General features: G+C 40.5%; 17 protein-coding genes. 5 read left to right on the top strand and 12 right to left on the bottom strand.

From position 1 onward, the window contains the following. Position 1: 1 nt before the first annotated feature. From ABOC97_RS08115 to amiA, 5 genes are all read right to left on the bottom strand, one after another. On the bottom strand, positions 2 to 574 hold the full coding sequence (locus ABOC97_RS08115; protein ID WP_057067592.1) for a DUF2857 domain-containing protein: 573 nt from the start codon (positions 572 to 574) through the stop codon (positions 2 to 4). Positions 575 to 591: 17 nt separating this feature from the next. Then, positions 592 to 777: an AlpA family transcriptional regulator gene (locus ABOC97_RS08110; RefSeq protein WP_057067591.1), complete on the bottom strand. Its 186-nt coding sequence runs from the start codon at positions 775 to 777 to the stop codon at positions 592 to 594. A gap of 134 nt (positions 778 to 911) precedes the next feature. Further along, entirely contained in the window at positions 912 to 1,832 is a 921-nt protein-coding gene (locus ABOC97_RS08105) for a hypothetical protein (protein ID WP_057067590.1), read from the bottom strand. A gap of 267 nt (positions 1,833 to 2,099) precedes the next feature. Then, on the bottom strand, positions 2,100 to 3,140 hold the full coding sequence (locus ABOC97_RS08100; protein ID WP_199963909.1) for a porin: 1,041 nt from the start codon (positions 3,138 to 3,140) through the stop codon (positions 2,100 to 2,102). Between the two features lie 105 nt (positions 3,141 to 3,245). Beyond that, complete coding sequence (gene amiA, locus ABOC97_RS08095; protein WP_045379335.1) at positions 3,246 to 4,100, bottom strand: N-acetylmuramoyl-L-alanine amidase AmiA; 855 nt, start codon at positions 4,098 to 4,100, stop codon at positions 3,246 to 3,248. 424 nt (positions 4,101 to 4,524) lie between these two features. Between amiA and ABOC97_RS08090 the strand changes: the two genes are divergently transcribed. The 5 genes from ABOC97_RS08090 to ABOC97_RS08070 all read left to right on the top strand — a co-directional run bounded on the left by ABOC97_RS08090 (position 4,525) and on the right by ABOC97_RS08070 (position 9,665). Continuing rightward, positions 4,525 to 5,907 (top strand): MFS transporter, encoded by a 1,383-nt coding sequence (locus ABOC97_RS08090; protein WP_349596137.1) that lies wholly within the window; start codon positions 4,525 to 4,527, stop codon positions 5,905 to 5,907. 68 nt (positions 5,908 to 5,975) lie between these two features. Further along, positions 5,976 to 7,055 carry an ABC transporter substrate-binding protein gene (locus tag ABOC97_RS08085; RefSeq protein WP_349596134.1) on the top strand — a complete coding sequence of 360 codons (1,080 nt, stop codon included), beginning with the start codon at positions 5,976 to 5,978 and terminating at the stop codon, positions 7,053 to 7,055. Between the two features lie 43 nt (positions 7,056 to 7,098). Continuing rightward, a complete protein-coding gene (locus tag ABOC97_RS08080) occupies positions 7,099 to 8,112 on the top strand; it encodes a FecCD family ABC transporter permease (protein WP_057069105.1) in 1,014 nt (337 codons plus the stop codon). Next, positions 8,096 to 8,851 carry an ABC transporter ATP-binding protein gene (locus ABOC97_RS08075; protein ID WP_057069108.1) on the top strand — a complete coding sequence of 252 codons (756 nt, stop codon included), beginning with the start codon at positions 8,096 to 8,098 and terminating at the stop codon, positions 8,849 to 8,851. Before ABOC97_RS08080 ends, ABOC97_RS08075 begins: the two co-directional genes overlap by 17 nt. A 196-nt stretch (positions 8,852 to 9,047) precedes the next feature. Then, positions 9,048 to 9,665: a helix-turn-helix transcriptional regulator gene (locus ABOC97_RS08070; protein ID WP_188093464.1), complete on the top strand. Its 618-nt coding sequence runs from the start codon at positions 9,048 to 9,050 to the stop codon at positions 9,663 to 9,665. Positions 9,666 to 9,691: 26 nt separating this feature from the next. Here ABOC97_RS08070 and ABOC97_RS08065 read toward each other — a convergent pair whose 3' ends face one another. From ABOC97_RS08065 to ABOC97_RS08035, 7 genes are read right to left on the bottom strand one after another with little or no spacing between them, the layout of a single operon-like run. Continuing rightward, positions 9,692 to 10,621 (bottom strand): transketolase family protein, encoded by a 930-nt coding sequence (locus ABOC97_RS08065; protein WP_100194248.1) that lies wholly within the window; start codon positions 10,619 to 10,621, stop codon positions 9,692 to 9,694. After that, positions 10,618 to 11,349, bottom strand: a complete 732-nt coding sequence (locus ABOC97_RS08060; protein WP_057069166.1) for a thiamine pyrophosphate-dependent enzyme — start codon at positions 11,347 to 11,349, stop codon at positions 10,618 to 10,620. The genes ABOC97_RS08065 and ABOC97_RS08060 overlap by 4 nt, the downstream gene beginning before the upstream one ends. Beyond that, entirely contained in the window at positions 11,336 to 12,496 is a 1,161-nt protein-coding gene (locus tag ABOC97_RS08055) for an MFS transporter (protein WP_349596127.1), read from the bottom strand. Before ABOC97_RS08055 ends, ABOC97_RS08060 begins: the two co-directional genes overlap by 14 nt. A gap of 13 nt (positions 12,497 to 12,509) precedes the next feature. Next, positions 12,510 to 13,205 (bottom strand): HAD family hydrolase, encoded by a 696-nt coding sequence (locus ABOC97_RS08050; RefSeq protein ID WP_057069162.1) that lies wholly within the window; start codon positions 13,203 to 13,205, stop codon positions 12,510 to 12,512. Further along, positions 13,202 to 14,434, bottom strand: coding sequence for a beta-ketoacyl-[acyl-carrier-protein] synthase family protein (locus tag ABOC97_RS08045; protein WP_057069160.1), 1,233 nt, complete (start codon positions 14,432 to 14,434; stop codon positions 13,202 to 13,204). The genes ABOC97_RS08050 and ABOC97_RS08045 overlap by 4 nt, the downstream gene beginning before the upstream one ends. Positions 14,435 to 14,436: 2 nt before the next feature. Further along, positions 14,437 to 14,676 (bottom strand): acyl carrier protein, encoded by a 240-nt coding sequence (locus ABOC97_RS08040; protein ID WP_057069159.1) that lies wholly within the window; start codon positions 14,674 to 14,676, stop codon positions 14,437 to 14,439. Beyond that, positions 14,669 to 15,562 carry an AfsA-related hotdog domain-containing protein gene (locus ABOC97_RS08035; RefSeq protein WP_057095138.1) on the bottom strand — a complete coding sequence of 298 codons (894 nt, stop codon included), beginning with the start codon at positions 15,560 to 15,562 and terminating at the stop codon, positions 14,669 to 14,671. The genes ABOC97_RS08040 and ABOC97_RS08035 overlap by 8 nt, the downstream gene beginning before the upstream one ends. Between the last annotated feature and the right edge of the window lie 558 nt (positions 15,563 to 16,120).

The raw sequence follows: 16,120 nt of genomic DNA, 5'->3' as shown, positions 1-16,120 counted from the left end.
ATCATGTCCTCCTGTCTGTCCTTCCCTGCTCGCAAAATGTGATTCGGTTACAGACAACAGTGAGTGAGGGGGGATTGGGCTCCGAGGCTAATTCTTCGGTGATCTGCATCATGATATTAAGTGCTTCATTAGCATCAGGGCTTTTTCCTTTTAACGCCTTCCATCGACACCATATTGTGGCATCCATGGTTTCATCAGGAAGAGGTGTGCGCCCATACGGTACAGATATGCCTTGTAATCTGCGGTTGAGACAGACATCGTTAGAAGTAAGACCGAAATAATGCTTTAGTAATGCTATAGATCCACCTAACCGGATCGCCCGATTAATTTGCTGATGATACTGGGTTTCAGTACGTACTCTTTCCAACCGTTTGCGTAAAATGTCATGGTGAATTTTTACCGCAATAAATGATACGGGAGAGTGGCAGATAGAAAATAATGAATCAAAGGGTAACTGACTGATTTCGTTGATTTCTTCAAGGGTAAATCCAAGTGTTTCAGCGTAAGATAAGTCACCTTCCTTCAATGCATATATTACATCCGTGAGTACGTAATAATTCAGCGAGGGAAACATAAGTTATCTCTCTTGTCTTAGCGGTTAGCTAATTTACGATTAATCCATTCGTCAATCTCCGACTCGAGCCAGGCTACGCTGGCTGGGCCGATTTTTATTGAAAGTGGGAAACGCTTGTCTTTCATATACAGATAGATTTGTGAACGTTTAAGACCTGTTTTTTGCTCGACTTGTCTGAGGCGTAATAATTGATGAGATGGCATTTGTTCCTCCAGGGGCTTATGGCATTGCTATCATAAAGGAACACAGAATGATGTTTAGATAAAGACCGTGAACCCGTATCACGAAAATATTGACTCGTAATACGGATCTGAGCGATATATACACTGAGGATGTACTACTTCACTGTAGTTTTATACGATAAAGGGGAGCCACGCTCCAGCGCCGTTTTTAGCGTATCACCGCTGAGATGATCGGTGATGCCATCAGCAATTGCCCATTCCTCAAATATAGACAAGAGTTTGTAAGGTTGTTTCACCAGAGGGCGTATAACCTCATTATGATGACAGGCTAACCAGAAAAGCCGGGATAAGGGCGTAGATATTCTCGTCGGAGATAACGTGGAGTTTTTGTCAATGGTTAGCTTTTCTATTAATCTCTCAATTTCAACACATTTGATAACGAAACAAGCATCTTGTGGCAAGTCATGCATTGGGAAGTAGCATGGAGCCGTATATTCCCGCTTTTCATTCCGCCAGGAAGACTCTTTGATTATAGAGGTGGCCTCATCCGATAAGTATTTTATCTTGCTCTGAATTTGTTCTTCCCATGATATTTTATTGAAAAGCAAAAATAGATCATTTGCATTCGTAACAGTAATGCCAAAATTAATGGCGTCAGGATTGTTAATAGGTGGTGATATTCTGAGTGAGTCTGCTAGATATCTTTGAATGATAATGTATTCAAATCCAAATAGGTTAGTATCAAAAATATTTCTGCGAGATGAAAAGTAATCACCTTCAGTAGATATGATAAGATTCCTATTATTTATGAAACACTGCTTATCAAGAAAGCAGAGTCTCTTTAGTTCTGAATTGTCCAAAATAGATATTTTTACCTTTTCTCCATTTTTAGCTATTTTTCGTAATATTACCGGAGACTGGAAGTAAATGGATAGATTGATTTGCCCATAAAGTGCACATCGATATATGGTACTTTCTGTAATTGAAGTGTCGAATGTCTCATTAATCACTTGCACAGCTTCGTGTATTGTTAACCAGTTTTTTGCCATAAGCTTGAGATTGCTATTCCAGGACATGAATAATTTTCCTTTATTTGTTTTTTTTGGTATTATCTGATGCTATATGTTAATTGATTGCTATCAATGTGGGGCATACTCCAGTGTTTATAGGCATGCGAGGTTCAGAAAAATAAATTATCTTATTGATGTTTCTTCTTTATAGCTTGTAAGTGGCTGTCACCAATGGTGCAAGGGAAAGGGTCTTTATCGGTATATATCATATCCGTTAATTTCAGCCATGCTCTGTTGTCCAGAGTCAGAATCCATCTAACTCTGGATACGTTTTCACCAGTGATAACTTATCCCTGTATCAAGTTTATCTGCACAGTCAATCCCGGCAGGGCTATTTCTGATGTTATTAAATTTATAATCTAAAAAGATCTGCATATTTTTGTTGAAGTAGTAGCTAAAGCCTATTTCTTCATAATCCAGTACTCGGGTTCGTTGGCCAGCGATTGTTTGCGTCAGGTGAGTGTAACCAATGCTGGGCTGAAATTTGTCGGTCAGCGTATATTTACCCAGGGCTTCATAGCTGAAGGCGTTGGTATTATTATTGTGAGGTTGGGGGTTGATGGCATCATTACTCTGCGTGAAAACAGTGGCCAGATAAAGTTTTTTGCTCTGGTACTTAAGCCCCTCTGCGAAAGTCCGAATGTTTTTTTTGTAACCGGCATTTTGTTGCTGTGAAAATGTGGTCTCGGAAGATGACGCAGCAAAAATTGCACTGAGCTTTGGCGTAAAGAACCAGGACAGGGAAGTACCAATACCATTGCCGTTCTGTTGTCTTAAGGCTCGATTTTCGTTGTTACTTTTGAACTGGTATTGCATCGCTAATTTCACAGTCTGTTGAAAGACCGATAATTTTTTGCGCCACGTCATAAGATTAAGGGCTCGGCCACGCATGAAGTTGTCAATGTAGTTATAGGACATTTCCCTGAATAAGGGAGAGCGGTCTGTTATTGAGGTAACGTCGTACAGTACCCCCCAGTTCCGGCCGATATCCAGGCTTCCCCAGTACGGGTTGTCTACACCCAGAAACGCGAGCCGGGTTGCATTTCTGCTGGCATCTGATGCACTAACCGTATATTCCCAGTGAGCGTAGGTTTGCCAGTTGTGGGTAAGGTCATGCTTTCCAATCAACCCAAAATAGAGATAGCTACGATCGCCATCATCTTTGATGTTATTACTGGTAAAACGTCTCGCAATGATAGTGCCATAAAAATCGAGACTTTTACCGTCTTGGTTCAGAACGTTGACCGCAAAAGAGTACGGTGAGAAGAGTAGTGTGATTGATATAAAATAATAGCGTAGGTCATGCAATGTCATGATAAACATCCCTAAAGATGGCTCAGCATCTGAATGGTGGTAGGGTGGACAACTTACCGAGACATATGCTCATTGCTTAAATCCAATAGAATGAGATTATTATCGTTATGCTGAAACGTTTTGTTTGTGGCTAAAATAACTGATGATGCCATTAGAAATGGCGGATGCAATTTTGTTGCGGAATGCCGTTGTGCCTAATAATTTCTCCTCCTGTGGGTTGGTGATAAAAGAGGTTTCAACCAGGACAGATGGAATATAGGGTGATTTAAGTACTGCAAAAGCTGCCTGTTCTGTATGGTTTGAATGCATATGGTGGACTGGAGAAATGTGGTGAACTATATGTGATCCCAGTAAAAGACTTTCCCTGATGGTTTCAGTCTGTTCAAGATCGAAGATGATTTTGTCGAGATACTTGTCCCTGTGAATGATTTGTTTTCCAGCAATATTATCAGCAGCATTCTCACTTTTGGATAGATACCTTGCCATAGCGCTGCTGGCTCCCCGTGTTGAAAGTGCAAAAACGGAAGCTCCATGGGCTGCAGGACTAGCGAAACCATCGGCGTGAATGGACATAAATAGATCGGCTTTGTGTGCATGAGCAATCTGTACGCGATCGTATAGTGGAATAAAAGTGTCATCCGATCGCGTCTGTAGTGCATTTATACCGTGACTATTGAGAATGGCTTTTATCTTAAAGGTAATATCCAGTACAACATGTTTTTCCAGAGAACCTTCACAACCCACTGCGCCAGAATCAATCCCCCCGTGTCCAGGATCTAGCATTATCGTAAATTTCCTGCGCCCATTTATTGGGAGGGAGGTATGCTTATGATTTAGCTGAGGTCGTATATGTGCGTATGTAAGCGGTATAGCCAGTGTATTGGTTGCGAGAGCCGCTAAACCAGTAAGAATCAGTTTTCGTCGGGTAATGTTGGTGTTCAATGCAGCCGCCTCATACAGATGAATTTGTTATGTTATAACGTTATGAATTATTTGAGGTCGAGGACTTGAATGTTATTTTTTGTTGCTTCGAGTTACTTAATATTAATCACTGGAAAAACAGGAGGCTCCCAATGTATTGATAAATTGGATTTTTAATACTATCACTGCCTCTTATCGCTTGAATCATGATGACATCAGGCGTCCAACAATGATCGCAATCTGCAAGAGTACTGCTGATTAGCTCTTGCCCCGTCGTGTTTACTTAAAATCCTGAATTATCAATCAGGACGATGGACTCCTGCTGGAAACATATTGATATAGATCTTTTCAAAAGATAATTATTCTCATTACTGTTGGTTATGTTATAACGTAACAACTAAAGGTGTGCCGAAATATAGAATGAGTCTATCCATTGTTCGATGACTTATTCTGGGGAGGAATTATGTCAACTGAACATATCAAAGAAGAAAAACTCAACATCGGTGCCGTGCTGGCTGTATCACTTAGTACAGTGATTGCGATGCTGGACAGCACTATCGCAAATGTTGCCTTACCTCTTATTGGCAAAGATTTTGCCGTCTCAGAAGCTGCATCTATCCTGATAATCAATGCTTACCAGTTTGCTGTGGTCGCTTCATTGCTGGTATTCGCTGCATTGGGAGGCAAAATAGGTAACAAACGTATTTTTATTCTTGGGGTGATTTTTTTTGCGCTTTCCTCGTTAGGATGTGCACTTTCTGAAACGCTGATGATGCTAACGGCTTTTCGCGTCATTCAGGGCTTTGGGGCTGCGGCCATTCTAAGTGTGAATGCGGTGTTGATTAAAGAGATCTATCCTGCTCGGCTGTTAGGTCGTGGATTGGGGATTAATGTAATGGTGGTGTCTGTTTCCGCAGCGGCGGGTCCGTCAATTGCTTCAGCTATTCTATCAGTTGCAAACTGGAACTGGTTGTTTTCTATTAATGTACCGATCGCTTGTATTTCATTGCTTCTCTGTATTGTATCGTTCAAACCGACACAACGTACCGAAAACCGGTTTGATAAAGCGGGTGCGTTGCTGGTTTTCCTGACGTTCGCTTCGTTTTCAACGATGATGCTGGGTTTGGCGAGGAACAACGTGTTAGACGTTATCCCAAGCTCGATTATTCTTGTCGTGCTGGCAATCACTTTGTATTTGAACCAAAAAAGAAAGGTTACTGATGCTTTGATCCCGGTTGCGATATTTCGCAACAGGACATTTTCTCTATCGTTATTAATGTCTTTGTTATCATATAGTACGCAGTTACTGGCATATGTCTCCTTACCATTTTATTTTCATAATGTATTAAACCGCAATGTCGTTGAAATAGGCATGCTGTTAACGGCATGGCCGCTGGCGACAATGTTGACCTCTCTGGTCGCGGGTGAACTAATCAAAAAGTACGAGCCCAACCTGGTAGCATTCACCGGACTATTACTACTTCTGATAGGTACTCTGTTAATGACATGGCTACCCGTACAACCCTCGAATATGCAGATCCTCTGGCGGATCGCTATCTGTGGTTTTGGTTTTGGACTATTCCAGTCCCCTAATAATTTTCTCATTATGACTTCGGTCCCACATGAAAATAGCGGTATTGCCAGCGGATTATTAGGCAGTTCACGTCTGATTGGGCAGATTATTGGTTCTGTGCTGGTGGCGTTTTTCTTTAATATGTTTGGGCGTAATGTAACGAATATTAGTCTTTTCGCCGGGGCATTGTTCTCATTTATGTCTCTGGCGGTGAGTTATCTCCGCTTTAAATCTTCATCTCATGACGTCGGTTTTTTAAAGAAGGTAATATGAATTAGTCAATAAAATAATCACGTGATGCTATTAAATTACAATTCATTTAAAACATTGAGGTGCTAAGTATGCTTAATGGAAAAATATTATTCTCATTATTCATATCATCGATGATATTATTATCAACGGCAAGCTATGCCAATAGTAGTGAGGTGAGTAAGACGATAAATGACCAAAGTATGAAAAATTCTGAAGAAATACCCATAAAATTCAACCGTATTATTATCACCGGAAATTGTCCCTTTGGTGTAATTATGGCAAGTGATTTGGCATATAAACATGTAGTGGGCGTTGGACCTTGGGCTTTTCTGCATTCAAACATGAAACTTCTCAAGGATATGAAGCCAGATATCGACCGTATCACTACTGACTTTATTAATAAAGACTATGTTGTAAATATGGAGTCCTTACTAAATTTACAACCAGATATTATTTACTATTATGGTAAAAGTCAGAATGATAATCTGGAGCGGGCAGGGATCCCCACTATTAATCTTGATGCTGGAGGTGACACTAAATTTGAGCCAGTAGTAACGCAGACTTATTGGGAAAACGAATTTAACCAGACCCTTGGTTTACCTCACAGTCACAAATTTTCGGATGCATGGAAGATAAGCCTCAATGAGGCAAAACCCTATGCCGAGAAGATCAAATCACAACATATTCGGGCATTGTATCTTGAGCAGAGTGATGGGAAAGAACTCAAGGTGAGTGGGCCGAAAACATATGGTGATACCTATCTTAAGATGGCGGGGATGGAAAACGTAGCAAGTGATCTGGTAGTAAAAGGGGATGCTGGCAGGTACATTAATGTTTCAATGGAGCAAATAATTCAGTGGGATCCCGATGTTGTATTTGTGGTCTTTGGTAGCGCGAAGGATATTCTCAATAATAAAAATCCCGGGCAAGACTGGCATAATGTAAAAGCATTTAAAGATGGGAAAATATTTTCTACACCCGTGGGGCTACATAATTGGGGAGGATTGTCTGCTGAGACTGCGCTATTACCATTGTTTATGATTAATAAATTTAACCCTGACTATATAACAGATGCAGAATTGAAAGTTGCAACACGGTTACACTATAAAAAAGTATTTGATTATGAAATTCCGGACGCGCTATTAACCGATGAGTTAAGACAGCGGTAATAAAATAATTCGGCGCATAGGTTTTAATTTTGAAAGGTTAGTTATGCAGGAAAGACAAAAATACCGCATGCTAATGTGGATTTCAATCGTATTGTTACTGATTGTGGCTATGATTTCTTTGTTCATAGGTCGCTATACATTATCTTTCCCCGAAATAATGACGGAGGTATTACATGATAATGGTCGCCGTTGTTTGAGCGCAGGATTCTCGGTTATATGCAATCTACGGTTGCCAAGGATTATTGCCGTCATGATGGTAGGGGCAGGGCTATCAGTAGCAGGCGTGACGTATCAAGCGGTGTTGCGAAATGCGCTGGCGAGCCCGGATGTGCTCGGTACATCTTCCGCCGCAGCGTTCGGCGCAGCACTTGGGATACTGCTAGGTTTTCCACTACAACTCAGCGCTTTTTCCTCTTTCTTCTTTGGCATTGTCAGCCTTTTATGCGTGATGGGACTTTGCCATTTCAAGAAAAACAATGGGGAGCTCACGACTATCCTGTCGGGCATCATAGTGGCTTCGGTGTTTATGTCTTTTGTATCAATCATTAAATATGTTGCCGATCCACAGGACGAACTCCCGGCTATCGTCTTCTGGCTTATGGGGAGTTTCGCTTCTCTGGTCAAAGAGCAGGTTTATGGACTCATCCCGCTATACATCATTTGTTATCTGGTTATCTACAAACTTCGATGGAAAATCAATGTGTTGTCTTTGGGAAATGATGAGGCCAAAATTGCTGGAATGAACCCACAATTGTTGAATGCAGTTTTGCTAATCACAGCCTCAATTTTGGTGGCAGCATCAGTCACCATCGCTGGCGTGGTGGGCTGGGTTGGTCTGGTTATCCCGCATCTGGTTAGAACGCTGGTCGGGTACAACCATAGCAAGCTGATCCCGGCTTCGGCTGTATGTGGTGCGTTGTTTTTATTGGTCATCGACAATATTGCCAGGACCCTGACTTACGCAGAGATCCCCATTGGAATACTTACTGCTCTGGTTGGTGCGCCTTTATTTGCTGTACTGTTCATCATGAGTAACCGATATGATCGAAGTGAATAATCTTACGTTCGCGTTCAAAAAGAGTAAAACTGCCTTTAACAATATCAGCTTCTCCATTGATGAAGGTGAGGTACTGTGCGTATTAGGACCGAATGGTGTTGGCAAAACAACATTGCTTAAAACGGTTACCGGTCTGTATCAACCGGTTAGTGGCTCATGTCATATTGGCCGAGTGGGAAACCGGAAAGCTCGTATGGCGTATGTCCCGCAGGCCAAACGTGTTCACTTTTCTTACAATGTACTCGATTTCATCTCCTTTGGGTGCCCATTACGGGGCGGAATGCTGGCATCTCCTGGGGCGAGGGATATCGAAAAAGCGGGGCAAATATTGTCGGAACTTGGTGCTTCATATCTTGCAACCAAAGATGTTAACCAGATCAGTGGTGGTGAGCTACAGATGTGTTATATCGCGAAGGCGCTGGTCTCAGAGCCGGACATCCTTGTGCTTGATGAACCTGAATCAAATCTTGATTTTAATAATCAGTCTCTCATTATCAATTGGTTGCACACGTTGTCGCGGGAGAAAAATGTTACTATTATCCTGAATACGCACTTCATCAATCATGCAAATAACATTGCAGATAAATGTCTGCTGATGGGCAAAGATAGTTACTGTTTTGGAACTACACAGAGTGTCTTACAAGAATCTCTCCTCGCCGATTATTTCCACGTCCCCGTTAAACGCTGTCATTTTGAACACAACGGAATACAGAAAGAATCATTTATTGTTGCATTGTGAAAGAGAACCAATGTCGAAGCGAAAATAAGAGTTGAGGGGTTTTTATTGCGAAAAAGTTTGAGGTAGGTAGAAATTTTGGTAGACATATAACTTGCGATTGAGCAATTGCCCAACTATATATATGCGATAAAATAGCTGTGCTCGACGCATGAAATAGCAGCTTCATGTTGTTATGAATAATGCTCAAGGTGTAACTATGATTAAAAAAATCGTTGAAGAATATCTTAATCAGATATACATAAAAAGATACTCAATTATTACCATTAATTCTCTTGATGAGGTTTCCATCATATCTAACATGCCTCATTGTTGGGAACGGGATTTTCTAAAAAGAGAGATGCATCTTCGAAGTAATATTGTGATGAAAGCTAGAGATAAAATAACTCCTTTCAAGTGGTCTTCTGTAAATAGTAATAATGAAGATATTAAGGTTTTATCCAATAAGTATAATATCCGCAACGGGGTGACTTTTGTTATAAAAATTAATCATGACGTGGTTATTTTTACAATGTACTATAATGAGGGTGATGAGAATTTCATAAGATGCTACTCTAGAAAGAAATATAAGATATTGTATGATGTTATGAGTCTTTTTGAAGCCCATTATGAACAAGCACCAAAATATGTATTCACTGTACGAGAAAAGGAAGTTATGAATTTGCTGAAGTTTGGGAAAACTTATATTGAAATAGCATTAATTCTAGGTGTCAGTGAAAGGACCGTCAGATTTCATATCAATAATATTCTCGATAAATTGAATGTGACATCAGTTCGTTATGCGATCTTTAAAGCGACTTCCGAAGGTTTGATCTGACAAGGTGTTCCTTGCCAGATCATCTATCAGTGACGATAGAATTCTGAAAGGCGTAATCTCAAGCCATCGGTATCTAGTCCATGAGCCCGCATGTGCTCTTCTGGTGTCCCAAATTGTCTGAGCTCCTTTAGTTTTACACCAATGGACAAGATTCTGTTTGGTATATCGGACAATGCCTCAGCTATAGCATGAGTTGTCGTTCCTTCAAGGTATGGTTCTACGATTGCGACATCAGGAACTGAAAGAGTATTCAGCAAAGTTACAGTGTCGAAAGGTGTGATCACAGGCGCATACAATACTGTTAAGTCTAGATTCTCTGTAGCTGCTAAGACATTTTCAGCAACTGGTCCCACTGCGATTACAGTGCCTATATGTCCTGTTTTCAGCACTATAAAACTGTTTTCACCAGACCAGTATGTACGCTGGTTTGTTTCAGTCGAAAGCCGGATGTAAAACAGACCAATATCATTTGCAGCCATACGAAGCGCGAATTCAGCTTCCTCGGCATTTCCTGGAATGATGATTTTCCAGTCTGCAAGTGTACTCAGCAGAGACACATCTGCCGGTGACTGATGCGTGCGCCCATCAACCGACAAATCATAAGAGGCTCCGGCGCTGACCAGCACCGCACCGATATTCTGATGATTCAGTGCAATTTTAATCTGCTCGAAGGGACGTTCTATCAGGAAACTAGCAAAGGTATGTACAAATGGGCGCATGCCTGACATCGCCAGACCACCTGCAATATCAATCATCAGTTGTTCCCTAATCCCGACATTGATAACCCTATGGGGAAAATCGCTTAGAACATTTGTGAATCTCTCTGCGGTAATATCAGCAAGTACCAACGCAATATTGTCATTTTCTCTTATCAAGTCTGACATGACTACAGCAAAACGCTGTCGCATTGCGTTTATTTCTGCAAATCGTTGATCCCAGGTTAGAACTGTTTTCATCTTATGCCCCTGAATTGTCTACGAGGTTTACCTGATTTTGTATCTACAGTGGCAATGATAGCGTGAGGCTTATGGGGATGTTCTCTTATAAACGCCTGGTACAGTTCCTCATGATCTCTGCCATTGACACAGGTGGCCTTCCAGCCCTCATTGGAAAAACGACGTGAGATCCCTCCCGGCCAACCCAAAGTGGATGAGTCATTGTCTATGACTACGACATTCAGCTCTGATAGCCCATGTCTGCCTGCAAAAGGAATCGCCTCAAAATTTGAACCTTCATCGAGTTCCGCATCCCCCATGAGAACCCAATGTTTTGGGCCTATAATTCCTCTGGCCCGCAGTGCTAAAGCTGAGCCAATAGCCATAGGTAGGCCGTGCCCTAAGGAACCGCTGGAAATTTCTACACAGTCTAGTTTTGTCCTGTCCGGGTGATACCCAAGTTTGCTGTTGTATTCACCGTAGGTTTCCAGTAATTCCTTAGAAATGAAACCTTTTAATGCCAGTACGGCATAAAAGGCCATCGGTCCATGGCCTTTAGATAAAAAGAAGCGATCCCTATACTCATCTTGTGTCTTATCGGGAGAACAATTAAGCACTTTGTCATACAACACCTGGATGACATCAAGCGTGGAGATAGAAGAAGGTTCATGTTTTTCATCTCCTGTCATCAAAGATAAATAATGATTCAGAAGTTCTCTATTGCTAAGCGCAGCTTCAGTATTTTTCATTAACATTTTCTCGCGATTTTATGAACATCGGAATTAAAGTAATGATTGCGCAGCTAATCAATACCACGTTCCATCCGTATAGGGTATACAGATAAGAAGATATAAATCCGCCAACTGCGCCCCCCGTAACGAAACTCGTCATATAGCAACTTGCGGCCCGAGCTTCGTTTCCATTACAGGCAAGAAATAGCCCTCGTTGGTTATTTATATGTATTAACTGAATAAGTGCATCAATTAATAATGCACCTATTACTGCAATTGCTAATAAACTTCTAAAGAATCCCATTATCACCAAAGATACCACAATTAAAAAATATAGTGCATTATCTTTATAGTTTATGCTTTTCAGAATTGCGGGGGAGAATAAGGCAGACGAGGCCCCTGCAACTCCTGTAAGGGAAAAAAATCCAATTTGGGATTGGCTAAGATGAAATACGGTTGATAAATAAATTGATACGTTGCTCCAGAATGCAGAAAATAAGAACATAATGAAAAACGCACTCAGACAATAATGCATAATAATAGTATTCTGTGATAAGCTGCTTATATTTAGATATAAAATATGGTTATAAGATTCTTGAACTTGATATTTTCTATTTTGTGGTTCGGAGTAATTGAAGAAAAGTAATAAACTTGACAGAAGCATCAGTATTGTCGCAATAGCATATATCGACTTCCAACCCCACATTTCACTCAATAAACTTGACAGGAAACGGGAGAAAAGAATTCCTGTTAATACACATGCCATTATTCGACCTATAATTCGTGTCCCGTCATTTTGTTTGCTCAACCCTGCCGTAATTAAAGGGATTGCGGATGTACCTATTCCAATTAAAAGTGCAGTGGTAGATAAAATATAATAGCTTTTTGTTATGGAAAATATCAATAGAGCAAGCGTCGAAACTGTGTACAGTAATGTGATTAACAGTTTTTTGTTATAGAAATCACCCAGCGGAATTATAAAGAATAATGATAATGCATTACCGATAAGAGAAAATGAATACAGCATGGATGCTTTTACATAAGGAATCATAAGTTCATTACTAATCATAGGGGCCAGTGGTTGAACGTAATACATATTGGCTGCGGTAAAGCCACATATTATTGGTATAATGTAATTTATCATTAAGCAATTTCGCTTTTCCATGCTGCACCTTATGTCATTTCCAATAATCTGCAGAGAGCAGATTATTGTCGGCCTCATATATGAGTTCTTCATTAATATCGGTGAATTTATTCACCATATACTTCACACCAGTAGCGACCATTTCTTCACGCTGGTAGTTATGTGGCATCGATGCAGGAACGCCGATAAACCCTGCTCCGAGTGACTTACATACTTCAGCGACCCTATTAATATCATCAATGAAAACAACCTCATCAAAATCCAGACCAAATATTTCTTTTATGATTTCATACATCCCGGGGCGGAAAGCATTAATGTCAATATATGGAATCTTTTTATCAAAGTAATTTTCATAGGATTTTAAATACGTGTCGAAGCTATATTCCTTATTTCTTCCCCCATAGCATGTAATGCGTGAACCTGTATTGTTCAGCAATGCCAATGTTGATTCGATACCCGGGAGGACTTCAACTGGGTGATCTTTCAAGTAATCCTCTCTTGTTTTGAAAAAATCCTTAATGACTTTTTCACCTGAATAGGGCAGTTTACAGGCTAGTGCGAGGTTATGGCCGGCAGTTGCTTGTGGTGAACCCCAGACGCTACGTTCGATCAGTGAGGAGTAATTCACACCAAGTGATTCAACAAAAATTTTAATTGCCGGGCTGTAGGTGTCATTCAGAACAACACCATCACTATCTATCGCAAATAATTTGATTTTTTTGAGGTTCATATCATTTCCCCTCTACTGTATTGGGAAAAAATAAGCGCAGAATTTTGCCCGCCAAACCCAAGGGATGTGCTGAGTATATTTTTAATACCTGCCCCCCGGATAATACCTGTTGCGATATTTACTTTTATTGCTTCATCAACATTTTGTAACCCGGCAACAGGCGGAATTTCATCATTTAGCATCGTGAGTACAGAAAAGACGGCTTCCATAGCTCCTGTTGCGGCGAGACTATGCCCGGTAACGCCTTTAGTTGATGTCACCCAAGGATAGTCTCCGAATATATTGGATATAACACATCCCTCAAGGGAGTCATTCAATGGCGTAGACGAACCATGTGCATTAATGCATTGAATATCGCTCGGAGTTAAAGAAGCATCTTCTAGAGCCTTATAAATTGATTGAGATAATCCGAAACCATCAGGTGAGGGCGATGTAATATGATGTGCATCATTTGCTGAACCATATCCGGATAACGTCGCATAGATCCTGGCTCCGCGAGCTAGCGCATTTTTCTCATTTTCTAATACCATGATCGCTGCCCCTTCAGAGATAACAAAGCCATCCCTTTCTTTATCAAACGGACGTGATGCTAGCGACAAGTTACTATTTTTCGAAAGTGCGCCTATTTTTGTGAAAGAGGACACAACCAATGATGTGATCGGTGCCTCGCTGCCTCCGGCAAGAACATTGTCGCATTGTCCGCTTTCAATAAGGCTTTTGGCTGTTCCAATTGCATCGGTACCGGATGAGCATGCTGTACCAATCAGGTATGTTGGACCATTAATACCGAGTTCAATTGCTATATTACCAATCGCCATACTTCCCATTGTAGACAAGAGATAGCGAGATCCAATAGTCCCGACGTCTTCCTGTATTGCTCTTTTGTTCAGTGCTTCTAGATAGGTTATACCTGCAAGCGAATTACCGAGTACGATACCTGTTTTCGGCCCTCTGTAAGCTTTGCCTAAACCTGCATCCTCGACAGCGCTACGCGCAGCATATAATGCATACTGAATAAAAGGGTCGCTCCGCCAGATCAATGATTTACTCATATGCTGATCGGGTATGAAATCCTGAATAGGGCATGACCATGAGACTTCAAGCCTTCTCAGGCGGGGATCAGGTTTTGCCATTCCCAGTCCCTGAAGCAGGGTCGAGTGGCATGCCTCTGGGGAATGGCCAGCGGAGGAGATAATTCCCATCCCTGTAACCACGACTTTACTTTTCATAATCATGCGCCTTTTAATTTTGCATGTTGTAATCCTCTGATCCTTTCCATAATACTTTGCAACGTATCTTTATTGACCAGAGCTAATTGGCCACTTTCAATATTAAAAGTTCTTTCGATTTCAATCTGAAATTCCACTATGCTTATAGAATCTAGCCCCATATCATCAAGAGTTCTGTCATCCTGAAGGTCTTTTTCAGAAACACCGAAGACATCTGTCAGTAAACTTCTTAATCTATTCATATTCACCTCTCAGTACTAAGCTAACGGTTGCCAATGTTTTTTTATTCTGGGTTATATCAATATCGAATGAATAGGTATTGTTTTGGAATGTAATCTTTTTGATTGAAACGATTGCAGGAATGAGTTTTTCCACATAGCACATGAAATGTGCTTCCATACTCACAAGAATAAATTGTTCGGTTTCTTCATGCATGTATATCGATAGGTAACAATAACATATTTGTTTTGCTGATTCAGTTATGTTCAAACCTGTGATGTGATCTTGCTCATGATCATTCAGCGATTTGTTATTTTCATCAATCTTTATTCTTGCATTGATATACGGTCCGTTATCATTCAAATCTGCCAGAATGACATTATCAAGTTTTGTGTAACAAACACATTTAGGCGATAGAGGGATTGCGATTGATGAATTTGTGGTTTCAACTGGTGTTTTGCGAATGAGTTTATAACAATGACTTGTTATATATCTTACACCTATTATTACGGTGCCTATGACTATGTCTTGTAATTTAAAAGAAAAATTAAACTCATTTTTTATTGTTTTAATTGTAATCGGGTACTTGGTGTGAATATCTGCTATAAGGTCTTCAGTAACTACGGCTTTAGATGGGTAACATGTTAGGGACCAGTTATTGAGCAAGAATTTATTACCTAACTTGATACCAAACTCAGTATGCGACAAATATGTTTCAACCTGTCTTGCACATTCCAGTAGAAATAAAGGGTTTATCCCATTTGCACAGGCGAGAAAGTCAGAGTAAAAGTGATGCTCAGGGACTAACTTAAAAGTAGCCTGGAAGCGATTATTGGAAAGGCGTGAGGTGTTTTTTAGGAATATCTCACTTTTGTTTTTCTTATGCGTATATAACTTAATATTTTCCATTTTTTCACAGAACCCTTAAAAACATCAAACTATTAAACACTTTTGAATATGAGATGAAACTGTCAGTTCTGACAGGGAGGGGTTTATCAATGAAGTTATAAAGCATGTTTAACATTAGAGGTTGGACTTTTGCACACTATCCTAACTACTGTTCTTCTTATTGCGTCAGTTCGTTACCGTCAACAAGCGGTGATGAAGTGCTCTGTTCGTACTACGGTCACTGCACCGGTTTTGCTGAAGACCGTTTTTTCCAGAAATTACAGGGATAGGGCGGACACCACACCGTTAGTCAATCCTGATTCGGAGCTTAGTAGTTCCGGATTGCACAAGCCATGTTGGTGCGACTCCTACCAGAATTCTAGTTGAGTCAGAAATGTGGGCAAGTGTACTAAAATTAAATTAATAATCTTTTATATTCTGCTAGTTCACTTTTATTTCTGTATAACGTCACTTTATTGGATCGTCAGCGTCAAGCTAATCGATAAATTTAATTCCAAAAATAGATGAGGATTGATATGTCACTTGGTGAAAAGATGAAAGTGTTTCGATTTAGCCATG

This window comes from Kluyvera huaxiensis, assembly GCF_040149365.1.
Taxonomy (GTDB): Bacteria; Pseudomonadota; Gammaproteobacteria; order Enterobacterales; family Enterobacteriaceae; genus Kluyvera; species Kluyvera intermedia_A.
The sequence above is the reverse complement of the archived record's forward strand: the minus strand, read 5'-3'. Positions and strand labels throughout refer to the sequence as shown.